General features: G+C 65.3%; 23 protein-coding genes. 3 read left to right on the top strand and 20 right to left on the bottom strand.

Translation table 11 applies throughout. The features are described 5' to 3' along the window. Positions 1-24: 24 nt before the first annotated feature. Positions 25-516 (top strand): peroxiredoxin, encoded by a 492-nt coding sequence (locus DFO50_RS02570; RefSeq protein ID WP_112691981.1) that lies wholly within the window; start codon positions 25-27, stop codon positions 514-516. Positions 517-577: 61 nt separating this feature from the next. Here DFO50_RS02570 and DFO50_RS02575 read toward each other — a convergent pair whose 3' ends face one another. From DFO50_RS02575 to DFO50_RS02625, 11 genes are all read right to left on the bottom strand, one after another. Then, complete coding sequence (locus tag DFO50_RS02575) at positions 578-1,642, bottom strand: PotD/PotF family extracellular solute-binding protein (protein WP_107888899.1); 1,065 nt, start codon at positions 1,640-1,642, stop codon at positions 578-580. Positions 1,643-1,774: 132 nt separating this feature from the next. Then, complete coding sequence (gene proB, locus DFO50_RS02580) at positions 1,775-2,893, bottom strand: glutamate 5-kinase (RefSeq protein ID WP_028498562.1); 1,119 nt, start codon at positions 2,891-2,893, stop codon at positions 1,775-1,777. 100 nt (positions 2,894-2,993) lie between these two features. After that, complete coding sequence (locus DFO50_RS02585; RefSeq protein ID WP_112691982.1) at positions 2,994-3,755, bottom strand: molybdopterin-synthase adenylyltransferase MoeB; 762 nt, start codon at positions 3,753-3,755, stop codon at positions 2,994-2,996. A gap of 54 nt (positions 3,756-3,809) precedes the next feature. Next, complete coding sequence (locus DFO50_RS02590) at positions 3,810-5,081, bottom strand: sigma-54 dependent transcriptional regulator (protein ID WP_028498564.1); 1,272 nt, start codon at positions 5,079-5,081, stop codon at positions 3,810-3,812. Next, a complete protein-coding gene (locus DFO50_RS02595; RefSeq protein WP_028498565.1) occupies positions 5,060-7,177 on the bottom strand; it encodes an ATP-binding protein in 2,118 nt (705 codons plus the stop codon). The genes DFO50_RS02590 and DFO50_RS02595 overlap by 22 nt, the downstream gene beginning before the upstream one ends. After that, a complete protein-coding gene (locus DFO50_RS02600) occupies positions 7,177-7,785 on the bottom strand; it encodes a DUF4390 domain-containing protein (RefSeq protein WP_036385479.1) in 609 nt (202 codons plus the stop codon). Before DFO50_RS02600 ends, DFO50_RS02595 begins: the two co-directional genes overlap by 1 nt. Positions 7,786-7,795: 10 nt before the next feature. Then, on the bottom strand, positions 7,796-9,034 hold the full coding sequence (gene rsmB, locus DFO50_RS02605; protein WP_112691983.1) for a 16S rRNA (cytosine(967)-C(5))-methyltransferase RsmB: 1,239 nt from the start codon (positions 9,032-9,034) through the stop codon (positions 7,796-7,798). A gap of 74 nt (positions 9,035-9,108) precedes the next feature. Further along, positions 9,109-9,975, bottom strand: a complete 867-nt coding sequence (gene htpX / locus DFO50_RS02610) for a zinc metalloprotease HtpX (RefSeq protein WP_028498568.1) — start codon at positions 9,973-9,975, stop codon at positions 9,109-9,111. A gap of 168 nt (positions 9,976-10,143) precedes the next feature. Beyond that, positions 10,144-10,854 carry a LytTR family DNA-binding domain-containing protein gene (locus tag DFO50_RS02615; RefSeq protein ID WP_028498569.1) on the bottom strand — a complete coding sequence of 237 codons (711 nt, stop codon included), beginning with the start codon at positions 10,852-10,854 and terminating at the stop codon, positions 10,144-10,146. Next, positions 10,842-12,557 (bottom strand): response regulator, encoded by a 1,716-nt coding sequence (locus tag DFO50_RS02620; RefSeq protein ID WP_028498570.1) that lies wholly within the window; start codon positions 12,555-12,557, stop codon positions 10,842-10,844. The genes DFO50_RS02615 and DFO50_RS02620 overlap by 13 nt, the downstream gene beginning before the upstream one ends. A gap of 7 nt (positions 12,558-12,564) precedes the next feature. Continuing rightward, positions 12,565-14,721, bottom strand: a complete 2,157-nt coding sequence (locus tag DFO50_RS02625) for a 3'-5' exonuclease (protein WP_028498571.1) — start codon at positions 14,719-14,721, stop codon at positions 12,565-12,567. Between the two features lie 130 nt (positions 14,722-14,851). Between DFO50_RS02625 and DFO50_RS02630 the strand changes: the two genes are divergently transcribed. Continuing rightward, positions 14,852-15,532 (top strand): enoyl-CoA hydratase/isomerase family protein, encoded by a 681-nt coding sequence (locus DFO50_RS02630; RefSeq protein WP_112691984.1) that lies wholly within the window; start codon positions 14,852-14,854, stop codon positions 15,530-15,532. Here the strand turns inward: DFO50_RS02630 and DFO50_RS02635 are convergent, their stop codons facing one another. Then, positions 15,533-16,405: an endonuclease gene (locus tag DFO50_RS02635; RefSeq protein WP_084299907.1), complete on the bottom strand. Its 873-nt coding sequence runs from the start codon at positions 16,403-16,405 to the stop codon at positions 15,533-15,535. 53 nt (positions 16,406-16,458) lie between these two features. Then, the gene (locus DFO50_RS02640; protein WP_028498574.1) at positions 16,459-16,866 is read right to left on the bottom strand and encodes an HIT family protein; all 408 of its coding nucleotides are present in this window, start codon (positions 16,864-16,866) and stop codon (positions 16,459-16,461) included. Positions 16,867-17,032: 166 nt separating this feature from the next. On the opposite strand from DFO50_RS02640, the gene DFO50_RS02645 reads away from it, so the two are divergent. Then, entirely contained in the window at positions 17,033-18,337 is a 1,305-nt protein-coding gene (locus tag DFO50_RS02645) for a hemolysin family protein (RefSeq protein ID WP_028498575.1), read from the top strand. A 106-nt stretch (positions 18,338-18,443) separates the two neighbouring features. Here the strand turns inward: DFO50_RS02645 and DFO50_RS02650 are convergent, their stop codons facing one another. The 7 genes from DFO50_RS02650 to hemC all read right to left on the bottom strand — a co-directional run bounded on the left by DFO50_RS02650 (position 18,444) and on the right by hemC (position 24,191). Further along, positions 18,444-18,956 carry a GNAT family N-acetyltransferase gene (locus DFO50_RS02650; protein ID WP_107888901.1) on the bottom strand — a complete coding sequence of 171 codons (513 nt, stop codon included), beginning with the start codon at positions 18,954-18,956 and terminating at the stop codon, positions 18,444-18,446. Positions 18,957-18,960: 4 nt separating this feature from the next. Next, a complete protein-coding gene (gene ybgF / locus DFO50_RS02655) occupies positions 18,961-19,725 on the bottom strand; it encodes a tol-pal system protein YbgF (protein WP_233495166.1) in 765 nt (254 codons plus the stop codon). A gap of 144 nt (positions 19,726-19,869) precedes the next feature. Beyond that, positions 19,870-20,382 (bottom strand): peptidoglycan-associated lipoprotein Pal, encoded by a 513-nt coding sequence (gene pal / locus DFO50_RS02660; RefSeq protein ID WP_028498578.1) that lies wholly within the window; start codon positions 20,380-20,382, stop codon positions 19,870-19,872. 89 nt (positions 20,383-20,471) lie between these two features. Next, on the bottom strand, positions 20,472-21,758 hold the full coding sequence (gene tolB / locus DFO50_RS02665; RefSeq protein ID WP_084299909.1) for a Tol-Pal system beta propeller repeat protein TolB: 1,287 nt from the start codon (positions 21,756-21,758) through the stop codon (positions 20,472-20,474). 2 nt (positions 21,759-21,760) lie between these two features. After that, entirely contained in the window at positions 21,761-22,645 is an 885-nt protein-coding gene (locus DFO50_RS02670; protein WP_036385481.1) for an energy transducer TonB, read from the bottom strand. A gap of 5 nt (positions 22,646-22,650) precedes the next feature. Further along, positions 22,651-23,034, bottom strand: coding sequence for a protein TolR (tolR, locus tag DFO50_RS02675; RefSeq protein ID WP_233495167.1), 384 nt, complete (start codon positions 23,032-23,034; stop codon positions 22,651-22,653). A 236-nt stretch (positions 23,035-23,270) separates the two neighbouring features. Continuing rightward, positions 23,271-24,191 (bottom strand): hydroxymethylbilane synthase, encoded by a 921-nt coding sequence (hemC, locus tag DFO50_RS02680; protein ID WP_107888903.1) that lies wholly within the window; start codon positions 24,189-24,191, stop codon positions 23,271-23,273. Positions 24,192-24,217 lie beyond the last annotated feature (26 nt).

Consider the following 24,217-nt stretch of genomic DNA (forward strand, 5'->3'; position numbering starts at 1 on the left):
GCGGCCACTGCAAGGGGAATCTGAATGAAGAAGGCGATTGCCGCCGTCCTGGTGCTCGCGGTTGTGGCCGTGGCCGGCTATGCGCTGACCAGCCGCGATCCGGCGCCATCGGTGACCTACACGTCGATGGATGCGCGGAAGATGACGACCGACTCGCTGAAAGGCAAAGTCGTGCTGGTCAATTTCTGGGCCACCAGCTGTCCCGGCTGCGTGAAGGAAATGACCGAATTCAGGCAGATCTACCAGCAGCTGGCGCCGCAGGGGAAATACGAAACCCTGGCCGTGGCGATGAACTACGACCCGCCCAACTACGTGCAGACCTTTGTCACCGAGAACAAGCTGCCGTTCCCGATCGTGCTCGACAGCGACGGCAAGCTGGCCGAGGCCTGGGGCGGCATCCAGCTGGTCCCGTCGACCTTCCTGGTCGGCAAGGACGGCCAGGTGATCAAGCGCTATCTCGGCGAACCCGATTTCAGGGAACTGAGACAGCTGATCGACCAGGCGATCGCCGCCTGACCGGCGCAGCCGGAGGCACCAGCGGGCTGAATGCCGTCGGCGCCCCGGCCTCAGGTCCGTCTCAGCGTGCCTTGATTTCGGTCCACAACCGGTTCAGCTCGCGCCGGTCTTTTGCGCCAAGGTCCTTCAGCAGTACCAGCCTGTCGCGGGACGGATCGGCCATGATCACCTTGTTGGCCCTGATCTCCGGCTGCAGGTAGCTCAGCGCTGCCCGGTTCGGGTTGACCGACCCCATGATGTTGGACACGTCGGCCGCATTCTTGCCGTCCAGCAGGAAGTTGATGAACTGCAGCGCCAGGTCCGGACGCTTCGCGTTCTTCAGGATCACCAGGTTGTCCAGCCCGAGGATATTGCCTTCCTTCTGCAGGTTGTAGCCGATGGTGAAGTTGCGCTTCGCTGCCTTCGCATCGTGCATCGCCTGGAAGAAGTCGTTGGTGAAGCCGTGCACCAGCCAGATATTGCCGACCGTCAGTTCCTTGATATAGCTCTGATTGTTGAACGCGGCCCAGTACGGCTTGGCCTTGCGGATCACCGCGGCGGCGGCCTGCAGGTCGGCCGGGCTGGTACTGTTGGCGTCACGCCCCAGATACATCAGTGCCGCGCTCATCAGCTCGCGCTGGCTGTCGAGCACGGTCACCCGTCCCTTGAGCTTGCCCAGGTATTTCGGATCGAACACCGCTGCCCAGCTGTCGGTCGGAATGCCGAGGGCGCGCATTTTCTCGCTGTTGTAGCCAAGGGCGGTAATGCTGGCGAGCAGCGGCGCGCCGACGGCATTGCCCGGGTCGAACGGGGCATTCAGCTTCAGGTAGCCGGCATTCAGGTTGGCGAAGTTCGGCAGTTTCGCCCGGTCCAGCGGCTGGGTCTTGCCCTGCTTGATCAGTGCCTGCATCGCATAGGTGGTCGGCACGACCATGTCGTAGCCGGTCGCACCGGCGGCCAGCTTGGCCAGCATTTCCTCGCTGTCGCCGTAATAGTCTTCCTGCACATCGCACTTGCACTGTGCCTCGAAACGTTTGATCGTCACCGGGGCGATTTCGTTGTTCCAGTTGAAAACGCGCAGCACATCCCTCGCCAGGGCGCTCCCGGACAGGGCAACGATCGTGGCGGCGAGAACGAGCTTCTTCATTATGGTGGGCTCCTGTGCCGGCATAGCCCGGAGCGGGCCGGGCCGGCGGGGTGGGTGGGAAAAACGGGGGGACATGCCGACGCGGCCGTCAACAGACGGCCGCAGTGCCTGCATCGGACGTCCGGCGCAGCGTCAGACGTTGACCATGTTGTCGCGGTGGATCAGTTCCGGTTCACCGACATAGCCGAGCAGCGCCTCGATATCGCGGGTCGGATGGCGCATGATCAGCCGCGACTCGTCAGACGAGTAGTTGACCAGCCCGCGCGCCACTTCGTTGCCGTCCTCGTCGACGCAGGCCACGGCATCGCCGCGCAGGAAGTCGCCCTGCACCTCGCTGACGCCGATCGACAGCAGGCTGGTGTGCTGCTCGCCCACCGCGCGCACGGCGCCACGGTCGAGCACCAGCGCACCGGCCAGCCGCAGGTGGTCGGCCAGCCACTGCTTGCGGGCGATCATCCGGTCCGAGGTCGCCACCAGCTGGCTGCCGATGGATTCGCCATCAGCCAGCCGCGACAGCACGTTCGCTTCGCGCCCGCTGGCGATCACGGTCGCGGCGCCGCTGCGCGCGGCGCGCTTGGCGGCAAGGATCTTGGTCAGCATGCCACCGGTGCCGACACTGCTGCCGGCGCCGCCGGCCATGGCTTCCAGCGCCGGGTCGCCGGCCTGCCCCTCATGGACGAACTCGGCCGCCGGGTTGCTGCGCGGGTCGGCGGTGTACAGACCGCGCTGGTCGGTCAGGATCACCAGCGCATCGGCTTCGATCAGGTTGGTCACCAGCGCGCCCAGCGTGTCATTGTCGCCAAAGCGGATTTCGCTGGTCACCACGGTGTCGTTCTCGTTGATGATCGGCACCACGTTCAGCGCCAGCAGCGTGTTCAGTGTCGAGCGCGCGTTCAGATAACGGGTACGGTGGGTCAGGTCCTCATGGGTCAGCAGCACCTGGGCGGTTTTCAGGTTGTGGGCGGAAAACGCCTGTTCATAGGCCTGGCACAGGCCCATCTGGCCCACGGCGGCGGCGGCCTGCTTCTCGTGCAGCGCCGTCGGACGGGCGTTCCAGCCGAGGCGTTTGACCCCCTCGGCGACCGCGCCGGAACTGACCAGCACCACCGCCTTGCCACGCCGCATCAGGTCGGCGATTTCCCCGGCCCAGCGATCCAGCGCGGCATGGTCCAGCCCTGCGCCATCGTTGGTAACCAGACTCGAACCGACCTTGACCACGATGCGCGTGGCGGCGTGAATGACCGACTGCATGTAATTCTCCAGACAAGACGAACGGCGGTCCGGTCAAGCCAGCCGCCGCAATGAAGTGCCGATTATCGCGCGTTCGGCGCGCCGGTTGTAGGCCACCAGATCAAGGAACGGCAGCCTGTGTGCCGCAGACCGGACAGGCCGGGTCGCGGACCAGCCGCATGCGCCGCCATTCACCGCTTTTGCCGTCCAGCAGCTGCAGGCGGCCGACGGCCTCCGACGGAATGCCGGCCAGCAGCTTGATCGCCTCCATCGCCTGCAGGCTGCCGATGACCCCGACCAGCGGCGCCAGCACGCCGAACAGCGCACACGGGCCGTCGGAGGCATCGCCCTCGTCCGGGAACAGGCAGTGATAGCACGGCATGTCGGGCTGGCGGTAGTCGAACACTGCGAGTTGGCCGTCGAAGCGCACCGCCGCGCCGGAAACCAGCGGCGTGCCGGTGGCGACGCAGGCACGGTTGACTGCATGCCGGGTGGCGAAATTGTCGCAGCAGTCGAGCACGATGTCGGCTGCCGCCACCCGCGCCAGCAACGCCGCACCATCGAGCCGCTCGGCCACGTCGTGCACGACGATGTCCGGGTTCAGCTCCAGCATGCACTGGCGCGCGCTGGCGGCCTTGTTGACGCCGATGCGGTCGGTCGCATGCGCGACCTGGCGCTGCAGATTGGTCAGATCGACATCGTCGTCATCGCAGACGGTAAGGGTGCCGATGCCGCTGGCGGCCAGGTACAGCGCCACCGGGCTGCCGAGGCCGCCGGCACCGACGATCAGGGCGTGGCTGTCGAGCAGGCGCTGCTGGCCGTCGATGTCGATCTCGGGCAGCAGGATATGCCGCGAATAGCGGATCAGTTGCGTGTCGTCCATGCCGGGATTGTGCCGGGTTTTGCCGTCTGGCGCAGTCCGCCATTCGGCGGAGGGTCAGGCTTCCTCGACCACCTTGCGCTGGAAGCGCACGCCGAGCTGCTTGAGCTTGCGGTACAGGTGGGTGCGTTCCAGCCCGACCTTCTGCGCCACGCGGCTCATATTGCCCTTCTCCAGCGAGATGTGATGCTCGAAGTAGCGACGCTCGATCTGTTCGCGCAGCTCGCGCAGCGGCAGGTTGAAGTCAAAGCCCAGCTCCTCGATCGGCTTCTCGACCTTGAACTGCGACAGCACGCGCAGGACGTCGGGCGCGTCGATCTCGTCGTCCTCGACCGTCAGCGCCAGGCTCTTGACGATGCCCTTGAGCTGTTCGAGGTTGCCCGGCCACTCGTACTGGCGCAACGCGTTCAGCGCCGCCGTGGTAAAGCGCTTCAGCGGGGTCTGCTTGCTCTCGACCAGTTCGGCAACGATCTGGTTGGCCAGATCGACAATATCCTCGGCATGCTCGCGCAGCGCCGGAATCGGCACGATCACGCTGGCCAGCGTGGTCAGCAGCCGGTTGTCGCACTCGGGATCGACCAGCAGGTCGGACAGCGGCCGGCTGCAGGCGCAGACCACGCGCGCGTTGTAGCGATCAAGCTTGGACAGCAGGAACAGCAGCCCCTGCTGCGCCTTCTTGTTCAGGTAGGCAATGTCGCCCAGCCACAGCACGCCGTTGTTGGCTTTCTGCAGCAGGTCGAGCGGCGCATCCGCCAGCGTCTCCGGCTTGGCGACCGTGACCCACGGCGTATTCTGCGCATGCAGGAAGCGCGCGACCAGCTCGAAGCCGACCCCCGGCTCGCCGGACAGCAGCACCGGCGTCTTCAGCGCGGCAACGCGTTCGAGGTTCTTTTTCAGTTCCTGGACCGGCGCGCTCTTGCCGAGCTTGTTCAGGTCCAGCGCCTGCGCCGCCTGCATGTCGCCATACTTCAGCGCACGCTGGATGGTGCTGAGCAGCTTGGCCAGCGCGATCGGTTTCTCGAGGAAATCGAACGCGCCGATGCGGGTCGCCTCGACCGCGGTGTCGATGCTGGCATGACCGGACATCATGATGACCGGCATGTTCAGCTGGCCGGACTTGGCCCACTCCTTCAGCAGGGTGACGCCGTCACAATCCGGCATCCAGATATCGAGCAGCACGGCCGCCGGGCGCACCTGGTTGCGCAACTGCCGGGCCATTTCGGCGTTCTCGGCCACGGCGGCGGTATAGCCTTCGTCGAGCAGGATCTCGGAAAGCAGCTCTCGAATGCCGACCTCGTCGTCAACGATCAGGATGTCACTGCTACGCATGGTGTCTCCGATAGGGGCAGCATCACCCGCATTTGTGCGCCATGGGGCGACACATTGCCGGCACTGATACTGCCTTTATGCTCTTCAATGATTCGTTTGACCACCGCCAGCCCCAGGCCGCTGCCTTTGGCTTTGCTGGTGACATAGGGATCGAATGCGCGCGGCAGGATTTCGGGCGGGAAGCCGGCGCCATTGTCGGTCACCGTCATCACAACTTGTTGATCTGCAATGAACGTCCTAATTTCTATGATCGCCTCGGCAACGTCAAGCGTGGCATCCTGCGCGTTCACGACCAGATTGTGTATGACCTGGCGCAGCAGGGCGGCATCGGCCAGGATCGGCAGTTCGCCGTCGTGGAGATCCATCCGTACCGACGGGTTGGATTCGTACAGCATCATCACTTCGCGCACGATCGCATTCAGGTCGGTGGCCGCCATCCGGCTGGCCGGCGCGCGCGCGTAGTCGCGGAAGGCGTCGACCATGCCCTTCAGCGCCGCCACCTGCTTGATGATGGTATCGGTCGAGCGTTGCAGGAAATCGGCGTCGTGCGCATCGAGCTTGTTGCCGAGCTTCATCGCCAGCCGTTCGGCCGACAGCTGGATCGGTGTCAGCGGGTTGCGGATCTCGTGGGCGAGCCGCTTGGCAACCTCGCCCCAGGCCGCATCGCGCTGGGCACGGACCAGATCGGTCACTTCGTCGAAGACCACCACCCGCCCGGCGCCATCCGGCAGCAGGCCGCCGCGCACCAGCAGCAGCCGGCCGTCGCTGAGTTCGATCTGCTGCTGCCAGTCGCTTTCGTCACGGTCCAGCCTCGAGTAGACCGACGACACGAAGGCTTCCAGCGCCGGTGCCCACGCCAGCCATTCCGGCAGCGGCGTCAGCGCCAGCATGTTCAGGTCCCAGTCGAGAATGCGCGACGCGCTCTGGTTTGCAGCCGTCAGCCGCAGGTCGGCATCGAAGGCCAGCACGCCGCTCGACAGCGCGGCCAGAATGCGTTCCAGATAGGCGCGGTTGGCCTCGATCTGCTCGCGCGCGGCCTCTTCCGCCTGCTTGGCATCGGCCAGTTGCCGCGTCATCCGGTTGAACAGCGCGGTCAGGATGCCGAGCTCGTCGCGGCGGTAGATCGGATGCTGGCGCGAGAAGTCGCCCTGGGCCACCGCCCGCGTGCCGGCAGCCAGCGCCGACAGCGGTGCCGACAGCCGGCGCGACAGCAATGCCCCCAGCCCGACGGCCGCAAACAGCGACAGCAGCAGGGTCAGCGACAGCGTCAGCCGGTAGAACTCCTTCAGCCCGTCCCGCGCCAGCACCAGCTTGCGGTAATCGGCCCGGGTCGCTTCGACCTGCTCGGCATCGACCGCCAGCTGCTGCGGCGCCGGCTGCACGGCCACCAGCGTGACCGTATCGCCGTAGCCGATGCGGTTGATGCGCTGGGCCACTTTCAGCAGCAGCGTCGCCCCGCCGCCGCCCTCGATGCCGCGCCACTCGCTGGTCGCATCCAGCGCACCGCCAAAACTCGCCGCCGGCGGCGGAGGCGGCGACATGTTGTTGTCCGGACACGAATAGGCGATCAGCCGGTCGCGGCTGTCGAACAGCGCCAGCTGGCGAATGCCCAGCTGTGAGCGCAGGCGGTCCAGCCGTTCGGCCTGCAGGGCCGGCGTGGCGTTGGCCAGTTCGCGGGCGGCCACGCTGTTGCGCGCGGCCAGATCGGCCAGCAGCGCATCCAGCGCCGAGCGGCCGAGGTTCAGCCCGCGGTCCAGCGCACTTTCGACCTGGACGTTGAACCAGCTTTCGATGCTGCGGTTCAGGAACTGGACCGACATGGTAAACACGAGAATGCCCGGCAGCACCGCCACCAGCGCGAACATGCTGGTCATGCGCAGCGTCAGCTTGGCGCCGAACACGCGTTCGCGCACGGCACGGCGCATGCGCCACAGCTCGCGCCCCAGCACCGCCACCAGCCCCAGCACCAGCAGCCCGTTCAGCGCAAAAATCCACCAGTAGTAATCGGTCAGGCTCGACGTGCTGCCGGACGCAATGGCCAGCAGGTACAGCAGGCCCAGCCCGAGTACGCCGAGCGCAATCAGCCAGGGGCGCATCAGTCGTCTCCTTCGCCCTGCCCGCTGGTCAGCGGAATCCAGTCCGAATCCAGCGCCCAGTCGTTCGACTTGATGATGTTCAGCTGGAACGGCTTCGGCAGCCGGGTGGTGTCGAGCGTCAGCCGGATGCGACCGGCGAAGTCTTTCAGCGGCGAGCGACCGACGACCGAGCGTGGCAGCACACGCCAGCTGCGCGCCGAGCCGATGATGGCCAGGGCGTCGTCAAGCCGGGCAAAACTCAGGTACAGGTTGCCCTGGCCGATGCCGACGCGGTACTGCCGGGTCAGCGGGTGCCAGGACAGTCGGTAGCGCTGGGTGGCGGTCGGCTCGAACCAGTCGCCCAGCGAGCGCCACCAGGCGGTGGTCCGTGGGCGGGTCAGTTCGAAATCGAGGCGAAAGGTCAGCATGACACCCTGTTCGAGCGCATCAGACAGGGTCGGGTTCAGGTGCAGGGCAAAACGGCTGTTGACGGCCAGTGCGCCATCGCTGATGACCAGTTGCGCGATCCTGGATTCGACCGGCGCCGGATCGGCGGCGTGAACCGCCAGCGGCATCAGCGCCGCGAGCGAAAGAAACAGGGTCAGGAGTAGCGCAAGGCCACGGGACATGCAAAGCCTTTCAGCGCTTGGCGATCCTGGCGTAATAGAAACCGTCATGGTCGGAGTCGGGCAGCAGTTGCTCGTCGCCCTCCAGGCCGGCGTCGTCATGACGGGCAAGGAACGCGTCGATCTGTTCGCGGTTTTCCCCCGGGAAAATCGAACAGGTAGCGTAAAGCATTTTACCACCCGGGGCGAGCAGACCCCACAGCGCGTCCATGATGCGGCGCTGCGTTGCGGCAAAGGCGCGGATATCGTTCGAGCGGCGGTTCCACTTGATGTCCGGATGACGGCGTGCCACGCCGGAGGCCGAGCACGGCACATCGGCCAGGATGCGGTCGAACGGCCGGCCATCCCACCAGCCCTGCGGCGCACCCGCGTCACCGGTCGCCAGCGTCGCCTGCAGCGACAGCCGTTCGAGGTTCTGGGTCACCCGGCGCAGGCGCTCGCTGTCGTGGTCCAGCGCCACCAGATCCAGGGTGTGGCATTCCAGCAACTGACCGGTCTTGCCGCCCGGCGCGGCGCAGGCATCGAGCACGCGCATGCCGTCGGCCACGTCCAGCCAGCTGCCGGCACGCTGGGCGCCCGCGTCCTGTACCGAGGCCCGTCCGCTCTGGAAACCCGGCAGGCGGTCCACCGGCACCGGCCGCAGCAGGCGCACGGCATCGCCGCCCAGCGACTCGGCCTCGATACCGGCATCGGCCAGTTCATGCAGGTAGCCATCGGCACTGATCTGGCGCCGGTTGACCCGCAGCGTCATCGGCGGATGCTGGTTGGCGGCGTCGAGCACTTTCTTCCAGTCACGCGGCCAGGCCTGGCGCACCAGGGCAATCCACCATTCAGGGTGGTTCCAGAAGGCGACCGGGTCGCGCGTCAGCTCGGCATCCAGTTCGTCCTTGCGCCGTTGCGCATTGCGCAGGACCGCGTTGACCAGCGACTTGAGCCGCGGCGAGAGTTTCTCGGCGGCACGGACCGCATGGTCGACCACGGCGTACGGCGCCGCCCGCGTCGCTTCCAGCTGGTACAGCGCGACGATCAGCAGCCGGTCGATCAGCGGCTCGGTCAGCGGTCGCGACAGCAGCCGGTCGAGGCGGGCGCGCAGACTGCCGTAACGGCGCAGCGCGCCATGGGTCAGGTCGATCAACTGGGCGCGTTCGGGCCCGTCGACCCCGGCGGCAAGCCGGCCGAGCACGTCGTTGAGATTGTGACCGTCCAGGGTCGTGTCGAGGATCCGGGCGGCGAGCAGCTGATTCTGGTACATGGCAAAAGAAACAGCCACGGTTGCCCGTGGCTGCTTTCATAATCAATAGTTTGGATTATACGGCGCGATGGCAGTCACGACCAGTCGCCGCGCGCGATCGCTTCCAGGCGGGCAATGCGCTCGTCGGTCTGCGGGTGGGTACGGAACAGCTCGCTGATGCTGCTGCCACCGGCCAGCGGGTTGATGATCATCATCTGCGCGGTTTCCGGATGGGCCTCCGCCGCCGGCATGAAGCGCCCCTGCGCGTAGTACTCGATCTTGCGCAGCGCGGCAGCCAGCGCCAGCGGATCGCCGGAAATTTCGGCACCACCGCGGTCGGCGCCAAACTCGCGGGTACGGGAAATTGCCATCTGGATCAGCGATGCGGCGATCGGCGCCAGGATCGACACCAGCAGCATCACGATCGGGTTGGAACCGCGCTCGTCGTCACGGCCGCCGAAGATCGACGCGAACATCGCCATATTGGCCAGGGCGGAGATCGCACCGGCCACCGAGGCGGACAGGGTCGAAATCAGCGTGTCGCGGTTGCGGACGTGAGCCAGTTCATGGGCCATCACCCCGCGCAGTTCGCGATAGTCGAGCAGGCGCAGGATGCCGGTGGTGGCCGCCACGGCGGCGTTCTCCGGATTGCGGCCGGTCGCGAACGCGTTCGGCTGCTCCTCGTCGATGATGTAGACCTTGGGCATCGGCAGCCCGGCGCGCTGCGCCAGTTCCGCCACCATGCCGTAAAATTCGGGCGCGGTGCTGGCGTCGACCTGGTGCGCGTTGTACATGCGCAGCACCATCTTGTCGGAATTCCAGTAGGCGAACAGGTTCATGCCGCCGCCGACCAGGAAGGCAATCAGCATGCCGCCCCGGCCGCCGATGGCGCCGCCGACGACCATGAACAGTGCCATGATCCCTGCCATCAGAATGGTGGTTTTCAACCAGTTGTTGCTCATTGTGGACTTTTCTCCGTGCCGGATATCTCCGGTATTGAATGCTGTCGACCGGGCAGGATTTCAAGCCCCGGTCCCGGGCTGCGGAGCGGAACGCCCTGCCGGAAACCGGATCTGCCGGCTCCTGATTCTTGATCCGGGCGCTTAAGTCACACTTAGAGCCGGAACGGATCAGCGGAACAGCTTGACCACGAACTGCTGCCGGCGACTGACCGGCACGCGCTCGGGCGAGCCGTTCAGCATCACATACCAGGCGCCGTCGGTATTGCGCTCGAATCCGGCAATGGCGTGCCGCAGTACCAGGCAGTTGCGATGCACGCGCACCACGGCGTCACCATACTCTTCCTCGAGCTGGGTCAGCGGCATGTCGAGCAGGTGCTCGCCGGTCAGGGTGCGCAGGGTCACGTATTTGAGCTCGGCTTTCAGATACAGCGCCGATTCGATCGGCACCAGTCTGACATGACCACGCTCGATCACGCTGAAGTGCCCCGGTGCGCCGCCCGCCGGGGACGACGGGCGCGACATCAGCCGCGCCAGCACGGCGGCCAGGCGGTCGCGCCGCACCGGCTTCAGCAGATGGTCGACGGTCAGGCCGTCGACAGCGAACGCAGGCGGCTGTGGCTGGGAAGACGCGAACACAATCGCGGGGGGATGGGGGAGCGCCGCCAGTTTGCCGGCCAGGGTGACGCCATCCATTCGTGGCATCTGGACATTGACAAAGGCGGCATCGGCGCGATTGCCGTTGCTGCCCAGCCAGTCAAGCGCCGCGCCGGCGTCGGCCAGTGTCGCCACCACATCGACACCGGCCTCCGCCAACAGCAGGGTCAACCGCTCGCGGGCCTGGGGTTCATCGTCAATAACGATTGCGGTCAGAGCATCCATTGGGTTTTGCCGTGCTTTTCGATGAGATTTCGATAGGCAACAAGCAGGCGCTGGAACTTGACGTTTGCGGGGTCGGCCCGGCGGGCGCGTTCGAGTAATTCGTGCGCCCTCGCCACATGACTTTCGTGCCAGCCCTTGCGGTGAACGAAAGCGAGAATGGCGTTGACCGCGTTCAGCATGATTTGCGAATTGGACGGCAATTCGTCCACCGCCTTGTTGAACAGGGCCACCGCTTCCTCGATTTCACCGGACTGCGCCAGCCGGACTGCTTCGTTGTTGAGATCAACGACCGACTGGACATTCTCTGCAATCAGCTGCTTGCCTGCTTCCGGACGACCAACCTGATTGAAAACCTGTTCGATCCGTTCCAGCAGCAACTCGTCGTCATGGTTGTTCTTCACCATCTGCTGCACCACGTGAACCGCAGCGTCTTCCCGCCCGCTCTTGTAGCAGGCGTGAACCAGTTCCAGACGCGCGTTTTCATTCAGCATAGGCGACAGATCGCGATATTTTTCGATTGCGTCATCAAGAAGTTCGCGACCGCGATGCGGCTGGCCGGCCTGGGTCGCCACTTCGCTCTCGACCACGGTCGAAACCCAGTTCGCAACCGGGTCATTGCGGAATTCGCGCCGCAGATTGGCAACGGTCTGTTGCGCGGCCTTGCCGTCGTTCGACGCCAGTTGCGCCCGCGCCAGCGCGGCATAATCCTCGGGACAGCGGTAGGTCGAATACTTGGCCAGGTCGATGGTGCGGGTAAACGCCTGCTGCGCGGTGGCGAAGTCGCCATCCTGCATCGCCGCCTCGCCAAGCTTCTTCTGCCGGCGCACCACCACCGGCGACAGGTCGGTCGCGGTCGCCAGCGTATTCTTGGCGTTGGCCGTGTCGTGCTTGGCTTCGTAGATGCGCGCCAGCCAGTCGTAGGCCTCCATCACGCGCGAGTTTTCCTCGAGCACTTCCTCGAACAGCTCGCGCGCCTGGTCGTACTGCCGGGTCGACACCAGCGTCTTGCCCAGACCCAGCTTGGCCCACGGCAGCGCCTTGATCTTCAGCACGTCGCGATACAGGCTCTGCGCGCCGAGATAGTCGCCGATCTTCAGTTCCAGCGAGCCCTTCAGCTTCATGAAGTCGAGCAGGAATTCATCGCGCGCGGCAATGCGCTTGTCGCATTCGGAAATCGCGCTCAGGTACTCGTCCTTCATGATCGACTGGTCGACCACGCGCAGCGCATCGCGGCGACGCATCGCCCGTTCGAGCCGCACCCGCAACTGCTCGCCGGTAAACGGCTTCAGCAGATAGGCATCCGGCGACAGTTCCGCCGCGCTGACCACCCGCTCGATGCGGGCCTCGGCGGTCACGATCATGAACACACAAGACTGCTTGATCAGGTTGCGCTCGCGGATTTCCTCCAGCAGGTGCAGGCCGTCATAGCCGTTGCCGAGGTCGTAGTCGCACAGCACCACATCGAAGTCGAAGCGGCCGAGCTTGTTGAATGCATCCGAGATCCGCGTCGCGTACTCGACCTTGTTGGCGCCGAAGGTCGACAGGGTCATCGACACCGCCCGCTGCATCTCGGGCACGTTGTCGATAATCAGGAACAGCTTCTTCGCGTACAGATTGTCGTCGCGCGGCGCGATCTTGGCCGCCTTGACGCTGGAAATGGACTGGTAGCTGGCGTTGTTTCGGTTGGGCTTGTCATCGGTCATAGGGATCTCACACAGCGGACAGTTTGGCGTAGCGCAGATCGAGCCATTTACGTCCTGCGTCCTGAAAATTCACTTCTACCCGCGACTCGCCACCGCCAGCCTCGGCGTCGGTAATGACACCCAGGCCGAATTTCGGATGAGTCACGGTCTGGCCGACCCGGAAACCGCCGACCCATTCGGGGGCGGCTGTCCTGACCGGTGTGCGCGTCTTGCGCCCGGTCGGTGCCCACGGGGCGGCCGTTTCGACCGGCTTGCGCACGACCGGTTCGATATTGATCGGATGCAGCAGTTCGGGGGGCAATTCGTCCAGAAAGCGCGATGGCAGCGGATAGCGTGTCTGTCCGTGCAGCATGCGGGTCTGAGCATAACTCAAGGTCAGCCGGCGGCGGGCGCGGGTAATGGCGACATACAACAGCCTTCGCTCTTCCTCCAGCCCGTCCGGATCGGCAAAGCTCTGCTCGTGCGGGAACAGTCCCTCTTCCAGCCCGGTCAGGAACACGCTGTCGAACTCCAGCCCCTTGGCCGCATGCACGGTCATCAGCGTGATCGCCTCCTCGCCAGCGGCGGCCTCGTGGTCACCCGATTCGAGCGACGCGTGGGCAAGGAATTCGACCATCGCCTGTGCCGGATCGTCCGGGACGAAGGACACGGCGGCATTGACCAGTTCGCTCAGGTTTTCCAGCCGTTCGCTACCGTCCTTGTCCGCCTGGTACATCGCGGTCAGGCCGCTGGCGTCGATCACGTGGCTGACCAGCTCCGCAAAGCCCAGTGTGTCGGCCGCGGTGCGCAGTTCTTCGATCAGCAGCACAAAACGGCCAACGCTGGCCGCCGCACGGCCCCCGACCTGACAGGCGGCCTGCCACAGGCTGTCGCCGCTGTCGCGGGCCGCCATCTGGATGCCGTCCACCGTGCGGGCACCGATACCGCGCGCCGGCAGGTTGATGATGCGCAGCAGCGCATTGTCGTCAGCCGGGTTGGCCAGCAGGCGCAGGTAGGCCAGCGCATGCTTGATTTCCTGGCGCTCGAAGAAACGCAGCCCGCCATAGACCCGGTACGACAGCCCGGCCTGGAACAGCGCGTGCTCGAGCGCCCGGCTTTGGGCGTTGCTGCGATACAGCACCGCCACGTCGGCCAGCGACACGCCTTCGCGCTTCAGCGCCCGCGCCTCCTCGGCGATGAATTCGGCTTCCTCGCCATCACTCCAGCCGCGGTAGACGCGGATCTGCTCGCCTTCGCCGGCATCGGTCCACAGCGTCTTGCCGAGCCGGCCCCGGTTGTTGGCGATCACCGCATTGGCGGCGGCCAGGATGCGCGATGTCGAGCGGTAGTTCTGTTCAAGCCGGATCGGCTCGCCGGCCGCGTAGTCGCTCAGGAAGTCGCGCATATTGCCGACTTCGGCGCCGCGGAACGCGTAGATCGACTGGTCGTCGTCACCGACGGCAAACACGGTGTTGTCGTCGCCGGCAAAACATTTCAGCCACGCGTACTGCAGGCGGTTGGTATCCTGGAATTCATCGACCAGAATATGACGGAAGCGGCTCTGGTAATGCTGGCGCAGTGCGGTGTTGCCGGACAGCAGTTCGTACGAGGCCAGCAGCAGCTCGGCAAAGTCGACCACGCCTTCGCGCCGGCACTGGCGGTCGTATTCCCGCCAGATTTCCGTCAGTTTGACCTCGAAGTGATCGGCCGGCGCAAAGCGGTCCGCCCGCAGCCCCTTTTCCTTGCTGCCGTTGATGAACGACATCACCTGGCGCGGCGGGTAGGTCTCATCCGACAGCTGCAGCGTCTTCAGCAACCGCTTGATTGCCGCGAGCTGGTCCTGGCTGTCGAGGATCTGGAAGGTCGCCGGCAGGCCAACGTCGCGGTGATGCAGGCGCAGCAGGCGATTGGCCAGCCCGTGAAAGGTGCCGATCCACATCTGTTTCGGGTTGACCGGCAGCATGGCAGTCAGACGGGTCTGCATTTCCCGCGCGGCCTTGTTGGTAAAGGTCACGCCGAGAATGCCGGCCGGGCTGGCCAGTCCCTCGCGGATCAGCCAGGCGATCCGCGTGGTCAGGACACGGGTCTTGCCGCTGCCCGCGCCGGCCAGCACCAGTGCGGAATGCGGGGTCGTCACCGCTTCGCGCTGCGCCGGGTTCAGACCGGCCAGAAATTCGGAGTTCATCTGTCTGCTTAGCCATGGATTAGGTAATTTGGGCCCATTCTATCAAGCGATTGCCCTCCGACGCGCTGCGCTTGTATTCAAACGACCGTTTGAGGCATGATGGATCGATATCCACAAAGGAGATTCCCCGATGCCGCAACTCCGCCTCGACCGCACCGGCGACGTTTTTGTCCTCACGTTCCAGAACGCCGACGCGTCAAACATGCTCAATGACAGCACGCTCGACGAGTTCAACGCCCATCTCGATACGGTCGAAGCGGCAAGCGGCAATGTCGCGCTGCTGATCACGGCGGACGACGAGAAATTCTTCAGCAACGGCATCAATCTCGACTATATCCAGAGTCAGGGCGGCATGCCGTTCCTGCTGAACACCTTCGTGCCGCGGCTTGACCAGCTGCTGCAGCGTCTGGCCCGCTTCGGCTGCCCGACGCTGGCGGCCATCAACGGCCACGCCTTTGGCGGTGGTGCGCTGATTGCCTCGGCCTGCGATTTCCGTACCATGCGCGCCGACCGGGGCTTCCTGTGTTTCCCGGAGGTCGATCTCGGCCTGGCGCTGTCGCCGACCATGGTCGCCTGCGTGAACAATCTGCCCGGCGAGGCGGTACGCCGCCGTCTGGCGCTGACCGGCGCCCGCATCGGCGGCGAGGAAGCTGCCCGCCTCGGCCTGGTCGAAGCCGCCCATGCGCCGGACGTATTGCAGCCGGCCTCGCTGGCCATGGCCGCAGAGCTGGCCAAGAAGAACCGCCGTGCCTATGCGACCATCAAGCGCAGCCTGCTCGGCCCGCGCTGGGATGCCCTGCTGGCCGACTGATCAGCCTGCCGCGCACAGCGCCGCCAGACGGGTGGTGTCGCCGACCAGCGGGTTGCCTTCCCCCTGCCAGCGCACCAGCCGCTCGTTGCGGCGCAGCTCCCAGTCATCGACCGGATACGCGTTCGCCCACGCACAGAACAGTTTCCGGTCCTGGCTGGACAGGCGCAGCCGGTAGCGCTGGTGCATGTACAGCTGGATGCGCGCAATGCGCCCGCGCACTTCCTCGCGCGGCTGCACGCGGCGCAGGCGGAAGTCGACTACCGTCCGGCAACTGCCGTACACCGGCGCCGGGTTGCGCGCCCAGACGCTGTACGGGAAGTTGCTGCGGTCGCCGTTGACTTCACCGACCGCCGGTACCAGATTGACCAGGTCACCCTCGGCCATCCGGAACAGCGGGTCACTGCTCGTGCACTGCTTGCGACCGCCGTTCTGCCAGCATTGCCGCTGGTGGCCCAGCACCCAGGCCGGCACCACGTGTTCCCATTCGATGCGCTGGCCGCGTTCGGCATTCTTGCGCGGCCGGTAGCCGCAGCTGGTGGCATCGACTTCCTTGCCGCTGTAGCGACAGCCGCAGTAGAAATCTTCTTCCATGCCGGCATAGATGCGCGGCAGGATTTTCTTGGCATTGACGAAGTTGCGATGGCCGACGGCCTTGTTGCCGGACACCAGCTCGACCGCCTGCGGTTCGGACGGATCGGCGGCGGGTGTCAGCGCGCCGTCCAGCGTCTTGCCGAGCCACTCGCCGACCTGTTCGCTGATCAGGCGTGAGCCTTCCTCGATTGCACCATGGGCCAGGTCGCGCGCCTGCTGTTCGGAACAGGCGGCAAGCGTCGCGACGCAACAGGCCGCGAACAGAAATAACGATTTGGACATCAGAAACCGGACAGCCGACAGCGGAAAGTTCGCTATTGTAGACGCTGGCGAACTTATTCCGTTGCAGACAGTCTTGCGCGCAGCCGCGCCGCCAGCCCGTCGACGTCATGGGCAACGCCATCGCGCTGGCGTGCGGCCCAGACCGGCGCCGGGAAATGGGCGTCATCGGCAAAGCGCGGAATCACATGCCAGTGCAGGTGCGGCACCACATTGCCGAGGCTGGCCAGATTGATCTTGTCCGGATTCAGCTCGGCGCGCAGCGCGGCCTCGACCCGCAGCACCCAGTCGAGCAGGTGGGCACGGTCGGCAGCGGCCAGGTCGGTCATCTCGCGCACGTGCGCCTTCCACAGCACCCGGCAGAAGCCGGGGTAATCGGGCTCGTCGTCGACCAGGATGACGCGCAGCCGGGCGTCTTCGAACAGCAATGGCGAGGACGGGGTTTCACACAGGACACAGGACATGGCGCATCCGCAGACAGGAAGATCGAACCCGGATGATACCCAGCGACGGCACGGACAGGCATCCGAAAATTGACTGCACCCGGCTATCCGACGTTATGCTGTAGTCGTCTCCAACGCACTCCCGAATGGGTATTGACCCCCTGTCGGACAGGACCCGGACTTACCTATGAGCTTTCTGCAGCAACTTCTCCTTATCGCCGCCCTTATTGCCGTCAGCATGTTTTTTTCCATTTCGGAAATCTCGCTCGCGGCGGCACGCAAGATCCGGCTGCGCCAGTGGGCGGATGAAGGAATGGTCAATGCCCAGCGCGTGCTGGACCTGCAGGCAAAGCCGGGCCATTTCTTTACCGTGGTGCAGATTGGCGTCAACGCGGTAGCGATTCTCGGCGGTATCGTCGGCGAACCGGCATTCACGCCGTATTACGCCCGGCTGGTCAGCCTGTTCTATCAGGGACCGGAAGTCGCCGCCATCGGCTTTGTGCTGTCGTTCCTGACCGTGACCAGCCTGTTCATCCTGATCGCCGATCTGCTGCCGAAACGGCTCGGCCTGCTGTTCCCCGAACTGATCGCGGTGCGCATTGTCGGGCCGATGCTGACTTGCGTGAAGGGGTGCATGCCGCTGGTCTGGCTGTTCAACGGCCTGGCCAACCTGATTTTCCGCCTGCTGAAGGTGCCGATGGCCCGCTCCGACGACATCACCTCGGACGATATCATCGCCGTGATGGCAGCCGGCGCCGAGGCCGGCGTGCTGCACGCCGGCGAACACCAGTTGATTGAAAACGTGTTCGAGCTGGAAAGCCGGACCGTGTCGTCATCGATGACCGCACGCGAAAGCATCGTCTGGCTGCCGCTGCTGGCCGACAACGACCTGATCCGCCGCACCATCGCCGCCAATCCGCATTCGAAGTTCCTGGTCTGCGACGATGCAATCGACAATGTGGTCGGCTATGTCGATACCAAGGATCTGCTGGTGCGCGCGCTGAACGGCCAGAGCATTTCGCTGAAGACCGAACCGACCGTGCGCCAGGCCCTGCTGATCCCGGACACGCTGACGCTGTCGGAGATCCTGTCGCGCTTCAAGAGCGCGCGCGAGGATTTCGCCGTGATCCTGAACGAATATGCGCTGGTGGTCGGCATCATCACGCTGAACGACGTGATGAGCACGGTAATGGGCGATCTGGTCAGCGTCGAGGAAGAGCAGATCGTTCAGCGTGACGAGCTGTCATGGCTGGTCGATGGTGTGACGCCGATCGACGACGTGATGCGCGTGCTCGACATCGATGCCTTCCCCGATGACGAGCATTACGAAACGGTGGCCGGTTTCATGATGTACATGCTGCGCAAGATCCCGAAACGGACCGACTGCGTCAGTTTCGCCGGCTACAAGTTCGAAGTGGTCGACATCGACAATTACAAGATCGACCAGTTGCTGGTCACCCGCTTGCCGAAGGCGCAGGACGGCGACGTCTAGCGTCGGCGCCAGCCCTGCCACAGCGCGCGCGGCACGCCGATCACGATATACAGCAGCAGGCCGACGAACAGCACGACGAACTCGGCCAGCGCACGCAGCAGGCGCATCAACTGGCGGCAATCACGGGATGGAAGTGGACGATGGCCGCCGGCACGACGCTCGCCGTCAGCGCCATGGCCATGAAGTGACCGGCCGGTACGTCGAACTCGCAGCGCAGCCCGTCGCGGGCGGCAAAGCCGAAGCGGTGGTAGTAGGCCGGATCGCCCAGCACCACCACGCCGGCGGCACCCTGCGCGCGCAAGCGCCCGAACAGCGCCTGCACCAGCGCGCTGCCGACACCGCGCCGCTGGTGGTCGGGATGCACCGACAGCGGCGCCAGTCCTTCCCAGCCGCCGGTATCGGCATCGAGCACCACCGGCGAGCTGGACACATGACCGATCACCTCGCCGGCCTCATCCACCGCCACCAGGCTGGCACTCAGTGCGCCGGCCGCACGCAGCCGGGTCACCAGCGCTGCCTCGGTGCCATCGCTGTACGGGTGGCCGTCGAACGCGGCCGTCACCACGGCGGCAATGGCACCGGCATCAGCCGGCGTCTCGTCGCGCACGTACGCCGTCATCGGTCTATTTCAGTGCCGACAGCTGCTGCTTCGCCTTCTGGGCGGCATCGCTGTTCGGATATTTCTTGATCAGCTGCTGCCAGGTTGACTTCGCCCGTGCCGTGTCGCCAAGATCCCGCTGGCAGCCGCCGATATTGCGCATGGCATCCGGCACCCTGGCATGGGTCGGGCTCAGTTCGATAAAGCGCTGGTAGGTATCGATCGCCGGCTGGAACTGGCGCTCGGCGTTATAGGCGACACCAAGCCAGTAACGGGCGTCCGGTGTCTGCTTCGCGGTCGGATTGGCGTTGATGAAGGTCTTCAGCGCCGGAATCGCCTGCTTGAAATTGCGGTTGCGCAGCTGCGCCAGCGCCTTGTCGTATTCGGCCCCGACCGGATCGGCGGTCGGCGTCGGTGCGGCGGCGGCCTCACCGTCGTCAGTGCGCGCGGCACTGTCGGCACCCGGCGCCGGCGTGGCGGCGGTCTTGCCTTCCAGCGGCGTCAGACGCTGGTCGAGGTCGTTGTACAGGTCGTTCTGACGTTTCTGCGTGGTCTGCAGATTGTAGTTCAGCACCTCGACGTCCCCCTTGAGCTTGGCCACTTCGGCCTGCAGGGAACCGACCTGATTGATCATGTCGAGCAGCTTGTCGTTGGAAATCTTGGTTTCGATCTGCGACAGCCGCTGCTGCTGCTGCACGATCTGTGCGCGGGTCACGTCGAGATCGGTGGTCGAGGCGCAGCCGGCGGCCAACAGCACCGGCAGGAGGGCAATAGGGAGGCGTCGGATCATGGGCGGATAGGGTCGCTGTAAAAACGAACAACCCGGATGTTGCCACAGCCGCATCCGGGTCGGGGAATTGCCGGCCGGTCCCGGGCCGCGAACGGCGGGCGGGACCGGCAGCAACACAGCCGGCATCAGGATGCCGGCACGCGATCACTCGCCGTCGTAAACGACGTCGGCGCGACGGTTGGCGGCGAAGTCGGCGTCGGTGTTACCCGTGGCGCGCGGCTTTTCCTTGCCGAAGCTGACGGCTTCCAGCTGGGCTTCCGGCACGCCGATCACGCGCATCATCTGCTTGACGGCTTCCGAACGGCGCTGACCCAGTGCCAGGTTGTATTCGCGGCTGCCGCGGGCGTCAGTGTTGCCCTGGATCTGCACCTTGCGGTTGCTGTTCTGCTTCAGGTACTCGGCGTGGGCCTGGACCACCGGCTTGTACTCGTTGCTGACGGCCGAGCTGTCAAAGCCGAAGAACACGCTGCGCTTGGACAGCACGTTGTTCGGGTCCTTCAGCGGATCGATCTGCTGACCGGCAGTGCCGCCGGCGACAGCGCCGCCGTTGCCGGCGTTGGCGCCGGCATTGGCGTTGGTGGAATCGGCCGGCTTGGTGCTTGCGCAGGCGGCGAGCAGGGCGGCAACGGCAACAGCGGTGAGGGTTTGCTTCAGCATCGCTAGGGCTCCTTTATGCTTTGGTTATGTGACGAGGAATTCGGTAGAAGGGCGATTCTCGTGTCAGTCATGCCGGCCTGAGGCCGGTGTCAACGCGGGAAGGGTCCCCAGTCAGGCTCTTGCACGTCTCCCGTGGCCCCCAGGCGCGTCTTGGTACTGCCGTCGCGGGTCACCGTATAGAGGACGCCGCGACCACCCTGATCGGTCGCATAGAGGATCATCTTGCCGTTGGGGGCAAAACTCGGAGACTCGTCGTACTGCGTGGTCGACACGTAGTTGGCCTGGCTGCTGCCGAAATCCTGGAGCATCACCCGGTAGCGGCCGCCTTCGCGGCGGACAAAGGTGAAGCTCTTGCCGTCCGGGCTGACGCTCGGCGACACATTGTAGTTGCCTTCGTAGGTGAGGCGCGTCGCCGCGCCGCCACCCGCCGGCATGCTGAAAATCTGCGGGCCGCCCGCGCGGTCCGAGGTGAACAGGATGCGGCTGCCGTCCGGGGTATAGGTCGGCTCGGTATCGATCGACGCGTTCTGGCTCAGCCGGCGCATGCCGGAACCGTCAGCGTTGATCTGGTAGATCTGGGTGTTGCCCGGCAGCGTCAGCGCGACGGCCAGGCGGGAACCGTCCGGCGCCCACGACGGCGCGGAGTTCGACCCCTTGAAATTCGCCACGGCGCGGCGGGTGCCGGCAGCCAGGTTGTGCACGTACACCACCGCCTTGCGCGTCTCGAACGACACATAGGCGATGCGCCCGCCGTCCGGCGACCACGACGGCGACAGGATCGGTTCCTTCGAGCGCAGGATGGTCTGTTCATTGGCGCCGTCGGCATCGGCCACCCGCAGTTCGTAGTGGTCGCGGCCCGACTTGCTGACATAGGTGATCTGGGTGCCGAAGATGCCGCGCTCGCCGGTAATCGCCTGGTAGATCATGTCGGCGATGGTATGGGCGAGCTGGCGGCTCTGCCGCGGCGTAATCGAGAAACTGCCGCCGGTCAGCTGTTTTTTCTGCGCGACGTCCATCAGCCAGAAGCTGACGGCGAGCTTGTCGCCCTGCTGCTGGACCTTGCCGACCGAGATCGAGAACGCGCCAGCGGTCTTCCAGTCCGGATAGGCGATCTGGCCCGGTTCGGTCGGCTTGTTGGCGACGCTGTTCGGATCGATGAAGCGGAACACGCCGGTGCGCGCCAGGTCATTGCGGATGATCGGGGTCAGCCCACCCGGGGCAAGGTTTTCGCCGGCAAACACCGGCAGCGCGATCGGGTGCTGGTTGGTACCGCCGCCGACGATTTCCACCGTCATTTCGGCACGGGCAACGCCCGCAGCCAACAGCATCAGCACGGGAACGAACAGTCGGGTCAGCCAGTGAGTGCGCATCGTCATCCTTATTTCGGTCGGAATTTCAGCTTCATCACCCGCACGTCCGAGAAGGACATGCCGGCGGGCAGCGCCGGGAAGGTACGGGCTGCCATGACCGCGCGTTGCACGGCCTCATCGTATTGCGGGTTGCCGGACGACTGCACCAGCTTGACGTCGCGGACTTCCAGCGACGGCAGCAGGGTCACCTGCACCACCGCCGTCGGGTTGCCGTTCAGACCGTCAGGCACCTGGACCAGCGGCCGCACGCGGGCCACCACCAGTCCTTCGTAGCCCTTGCCGCCACTGCCGCCGGCGCCGATGCCACCGGCACTGCCGCCGGGCACGCCATCCTTGCTGCCAGCCTGGGTGCGGTTGCTGTTCGGCCGGACTTTGGTATTGGTGCTGCCGAGGTCGGCCAGCTCGTCATCGACGTCGAAGCTGCCCTGACGGGCGTTCTTCGCCGCCGGCTTTTTCGCCGGCTCGGCCGGGGTCGCCTTTTTGGCGTCGGCTTTCTTTTCCGGTTTGGCCTCGGGCTTCGGTTCCGGTTTTTTCTCCGGCTTCGGCTCGGGTTTCTTTTCCGGCTTAGGTTCCGGCTTCTTTTCCGGCTTGGGCTCGGGCTTCGGCGGTTCCGGTTTTTTCTTGGCCACGGCGATGTCCGGCGTCCGGACTTCCGGCGTCACATCGGGTTCGGGGGTCGGGGTCGGCTCGGGCGCGACCACCGGTGCCGGGGTCGGGTCGGGCATGACGACGCCGCGCGTCATCGGCGGCGCGCTCCACAGTTCAACCGCAGCCGGCGGTGCATTCACCGTCCGGGTTTCCGGGTGGAATGACAGCGTCAGCAGCAGCAGAATGAAAAGATGCAGCCCGAGCGAAACAGCAAAGCTCGTGCTGCGGGTATTGGCAGCCGTCATCGGCGCTATTGCTCCGATTTGACCAGCAGACCCACGCGTTCGACCTTGGCCTTCTGCAGCGCGCTCATCACTTCCATGACTTTTTCATAGGCGACCGTCTTGTCGGCGGAGATCACCACCGGGCGGTTGGTGCCGTCGGCCAGACGGCCCTGAATATCCGAGGTCAGCCCGGCCAGATCGTCGAACTGGCTGCTGTTGCCCTTGTCGGCCAGTCCGAAGCGGCCGTCCTTGTCGACGGTGACCTGCAGCGGTTCGGTTTCCACCTGCGCCGCCTTGCCGACCGAGGGCAGATTGACGACACCGGGGGCGAACATGGGCGCGGTCACCATGAAGATCACCAACAGGACCAGCATGACGTCGATATACGGGACGACATTGATCTGGTTCATGGAACGGCGGGGACGGCGATTGAGCATGGACTGAAAACGCGATTCTGGATCGATCGAGAAGCGTCATGATAGCAAAAGCCGGCGCTCGTGCCTGTTACATGCGAAACCCGCCGGGTCGAAATCGGCAAAAACCGCTATCGAATGTCACATTTATTGACATTTCCGCACATTCCCGCCGCGCCGCCGGCCCGGAAAACCGCCGTCGGCGGCGTTTCCCGGGCCGCTGGCGCGGGGGTTCAGTCCAGCAGCGCCGCCATGATGTCGTCCGCGCCCTGGTCCAGCAGCTTCCTGGCCACGGCACGACCCAGCGCATCGGCATACTCGGCCGGCGCGCTGACTTCGGCAGTCAGCATGGTGCGGCCGTCGGTGGTGGCAACAAAACCGCGCAGCGTCAGCTGGTCGCCGTCCTGGGTCGCGTAGCCGCCCAGCGGCACCTGGCAGCTGCCGCCCAGCGCCCGGCTCATGGCCCGCTCGGCACTGACGCAGGCGTAGGTGACCGGGTGATTCAGCGGCGCCAGCAAGGCCATCAGGTCCGGCCGGCCGGCACGGATCTCGATGCCGAGTGCCCCCTGGCCCACGGCCGGCAGGCTGTCCGCCGGTGACAGCTCGGCGCGGATGCGGGCGTCCAGTTTCAGCCGCTTGAGGCCGGCCGCAGCCAGCAGGATCGCGTCGTACTCGCCCTCGTCGAGCTTGCGCAGCCGGGTCTGCACATTGCCACGCAGCGGCCGGACGTCCAGTTGCGGGAAACGCGCGCGCAACTGGCATTCGCGCCGCAGGCTCGACGTGCCGACCACGCTGCCCGGCGGCAGTTCGGCCAGACTGGCGTAGGAGTTGGACACGAAGGCATCACGCGGGTCTTCGCGCTCGCAGATCGCCGCCAGCGCAAAACCGTCCGGCAGCTCCATCGGCACGTCCTTGATCGAGTGCACGGCCAGGTCGGCACGACCGTCGGCCAGCGCCTGTTCCAGCTCCTTGACGAACAGCCCCTTGCCGCCGATCTTGTTCAGCGTCTTGTCGAGAATCTGGTCGCCCTGGGTGGTCATGCCGAGAATCGACACCTGCAGGTCCGGATACAGCCCGGTCAGGCGGTCGCGGATATGCTCGGCCTGCCACATCGCCAGGGGGCTCTCGCGGCTGGCGATCACGAGTTGCGTCATGAGGGTTTTTCCTGTGTTAACGTGTT

Source organism: Microvirgula sp. AG722 (genome assembly GCF_003269145.1).
Taxonomy (GTDB): domain Bacteria; phylum Pseudomonadota; class Gammaproteobacteria; order Burkholderiales; family Aquaspirillaceae; genus Microvirgula; species Microvirgula aerodenitrificans.

Excerpts from the sequence above, each read along its gene's own strand:
- DFO50_RS02570 (WP_112691981.1), top strand. The coding sequence starts at position 25 with ATGAAGAAGGCGATTGCCGCCGTCCTGGTGCTCGCGGTTGTGGCCGTG.
- DFO50_RS02575 (WP_107888899.1), bottom strand. The coding sequence starts at position 1,642 with ATGAAGAAGCTCGTTCTCGCCGCCACGATCGTTGCCCTGTCCGGGAGC.
- proB (WP_028498562.1), bottom strand. The coding sequence starts at position 2,893 with ATGCAGTCGGTCATTCACGCCGCCACGCGCATCGTGGTCAAGGTCGGT.
- DFO50_RS02585 (WP_112691982.1), bottom strand. The coding sequence starts at position 3,755 with ATGGACGACACGCAACTGATCCGCTATTCGCGGCATATCCTGCTGCCC.
- DFO50_RS02590 (WP_028498564.1), bottom strand. The coding sequence starts at position 5,081 with ATGCGTAGCAGTGACATCCTGATCGTTGACGACGAGGTCGGCATTCGA.
- DFO50_RS02595 (WP_028498565.1), bottom strand. The coding sequence starts at position 7,177 with ATGCGCCCCTGGCTGATTGCGCTCGGCGTACTCGGGCTGGGCCTGCTG.
- DFO50_RS02600 (WP_036385479.1), bottom strand. The coding sequence starts at position 7,785 with ATGTCCCGTGGCCTTGCGCTACTCCTGACCCTGTTTCTTTCGCTCGCG.
- rsmB (WP_112691983.1), bottom strand. The coding sequence starts at position 9,034 with ATGTACCAGAATCAGCTGCTCGCCGCCCGGATCCTCGACACGACCCTG.
- htpX (WP_028498568.1), bottom strand. The coding sequence starts at position 9,975 with ATGAGCAACAACTGGTTGAAAACCACCATTCTGATGGCAGGGATCATG.
- DFO50_RS02615 (WP_028498569.1), bottom strand. The coding sequence starts at position 10,854 with ATGGATGCTCTGACCGCAATCGTTATTGACGATGAACCCCAGGCCCGC.
- DFO50_RS02620 (WP_028498570.1), bottom strand. The coding sequence starts at position 12,557 with ATGACCGATGACAAGCCCAACCGAAACAACGCCAGCTACCAGTCCATT.
- DFO50_RS02625 (WP_028498571.1), bottom strand. The coding sequence starts at position 14,721 with ATGAACTCCGAATTTCTGGCCGGTCTGAACCCGGCGCAGCGCGAAGCG.
- DFO50_RS02630 (WP_112691984.1), top strand. The coding sequence starts at position 14,852 with ATGCCGCAACTCCGCCTCGACCGCACCGGCGACGTTTTTGTCCTCACG.
- DFO50_RS02635 (WP_084299907.1), bottom strand. The coding sequence starts at position 16,405 with ATGTCCAAATCGTTATTTCTGTTCGCGGCCTGTTGCGTCGCGACGCTT.
- DFO50_RS02640 (WP_028498574.1), bottom strand. The coding sequence starts at position 16,866 with ATGTCCTGTGTCCTGTGTGAAACCCCGTCCTCGCCATTGCTGTTCGAA.
- DFO50_RS02645 (WP_028498575.1), top strand. The coding sequence starts at position 17,033 with ATGAGCTTTCTGCAGCAACTTCTCCTTATCGCCGCCCTTATTGCCGTC.
- DFO50_RS02650 (WP_107888901.1), bottom strand. The coding sequence starts at position 18,956 with ATGACGGCGTACGTGCGCGACGAGACGCCGGCTGATGCCGGTGCCATT.
- ybgF (WP_233495166.1), bottom strand. The coding sequence starts at position 19,725 with ATGATCCGACGCCTCCCTATTGCCCTCCTGCCGGTGCTGTTGGCCGCC.
- pal (WP_028498578.1), bottom strand. The coding sequence starts at position 20,382 with ATGCTGAAGCAAACCCTCACCGCTGTTGCCGTTGCCGCCCTGCTCGCC.
- tolB (WP_084299909.1), bottom strand. The coding sequence starts at position 21,758 with ATGACGATGCGCACTCACTGGCTGACCCGACTGTTCGTTCCCGTGCTG.
- DFO50_RS02670 (WP_036385481.1), bottom strand. The coding sequence starts at position 22,645 with ATGACGGCTGCCAATACCCGCAGCACGAGCTTTGCTGTTTCGCTCGGG.
- tolR (WP_233495167.1), bottom strand. The coding sequence starts at position 23,034 with ATGAACCAGATCAATGTCGTCCCGTATATCGACGTCATGCTGGTCCTG.
- hemC (WP_107888903.1), bottom strand. The coding sequence starts at position 24,191 with ATGACGCAACTCGTGATCGCCAGCCGCGAGAGCCCCCTGGCGATGTGG.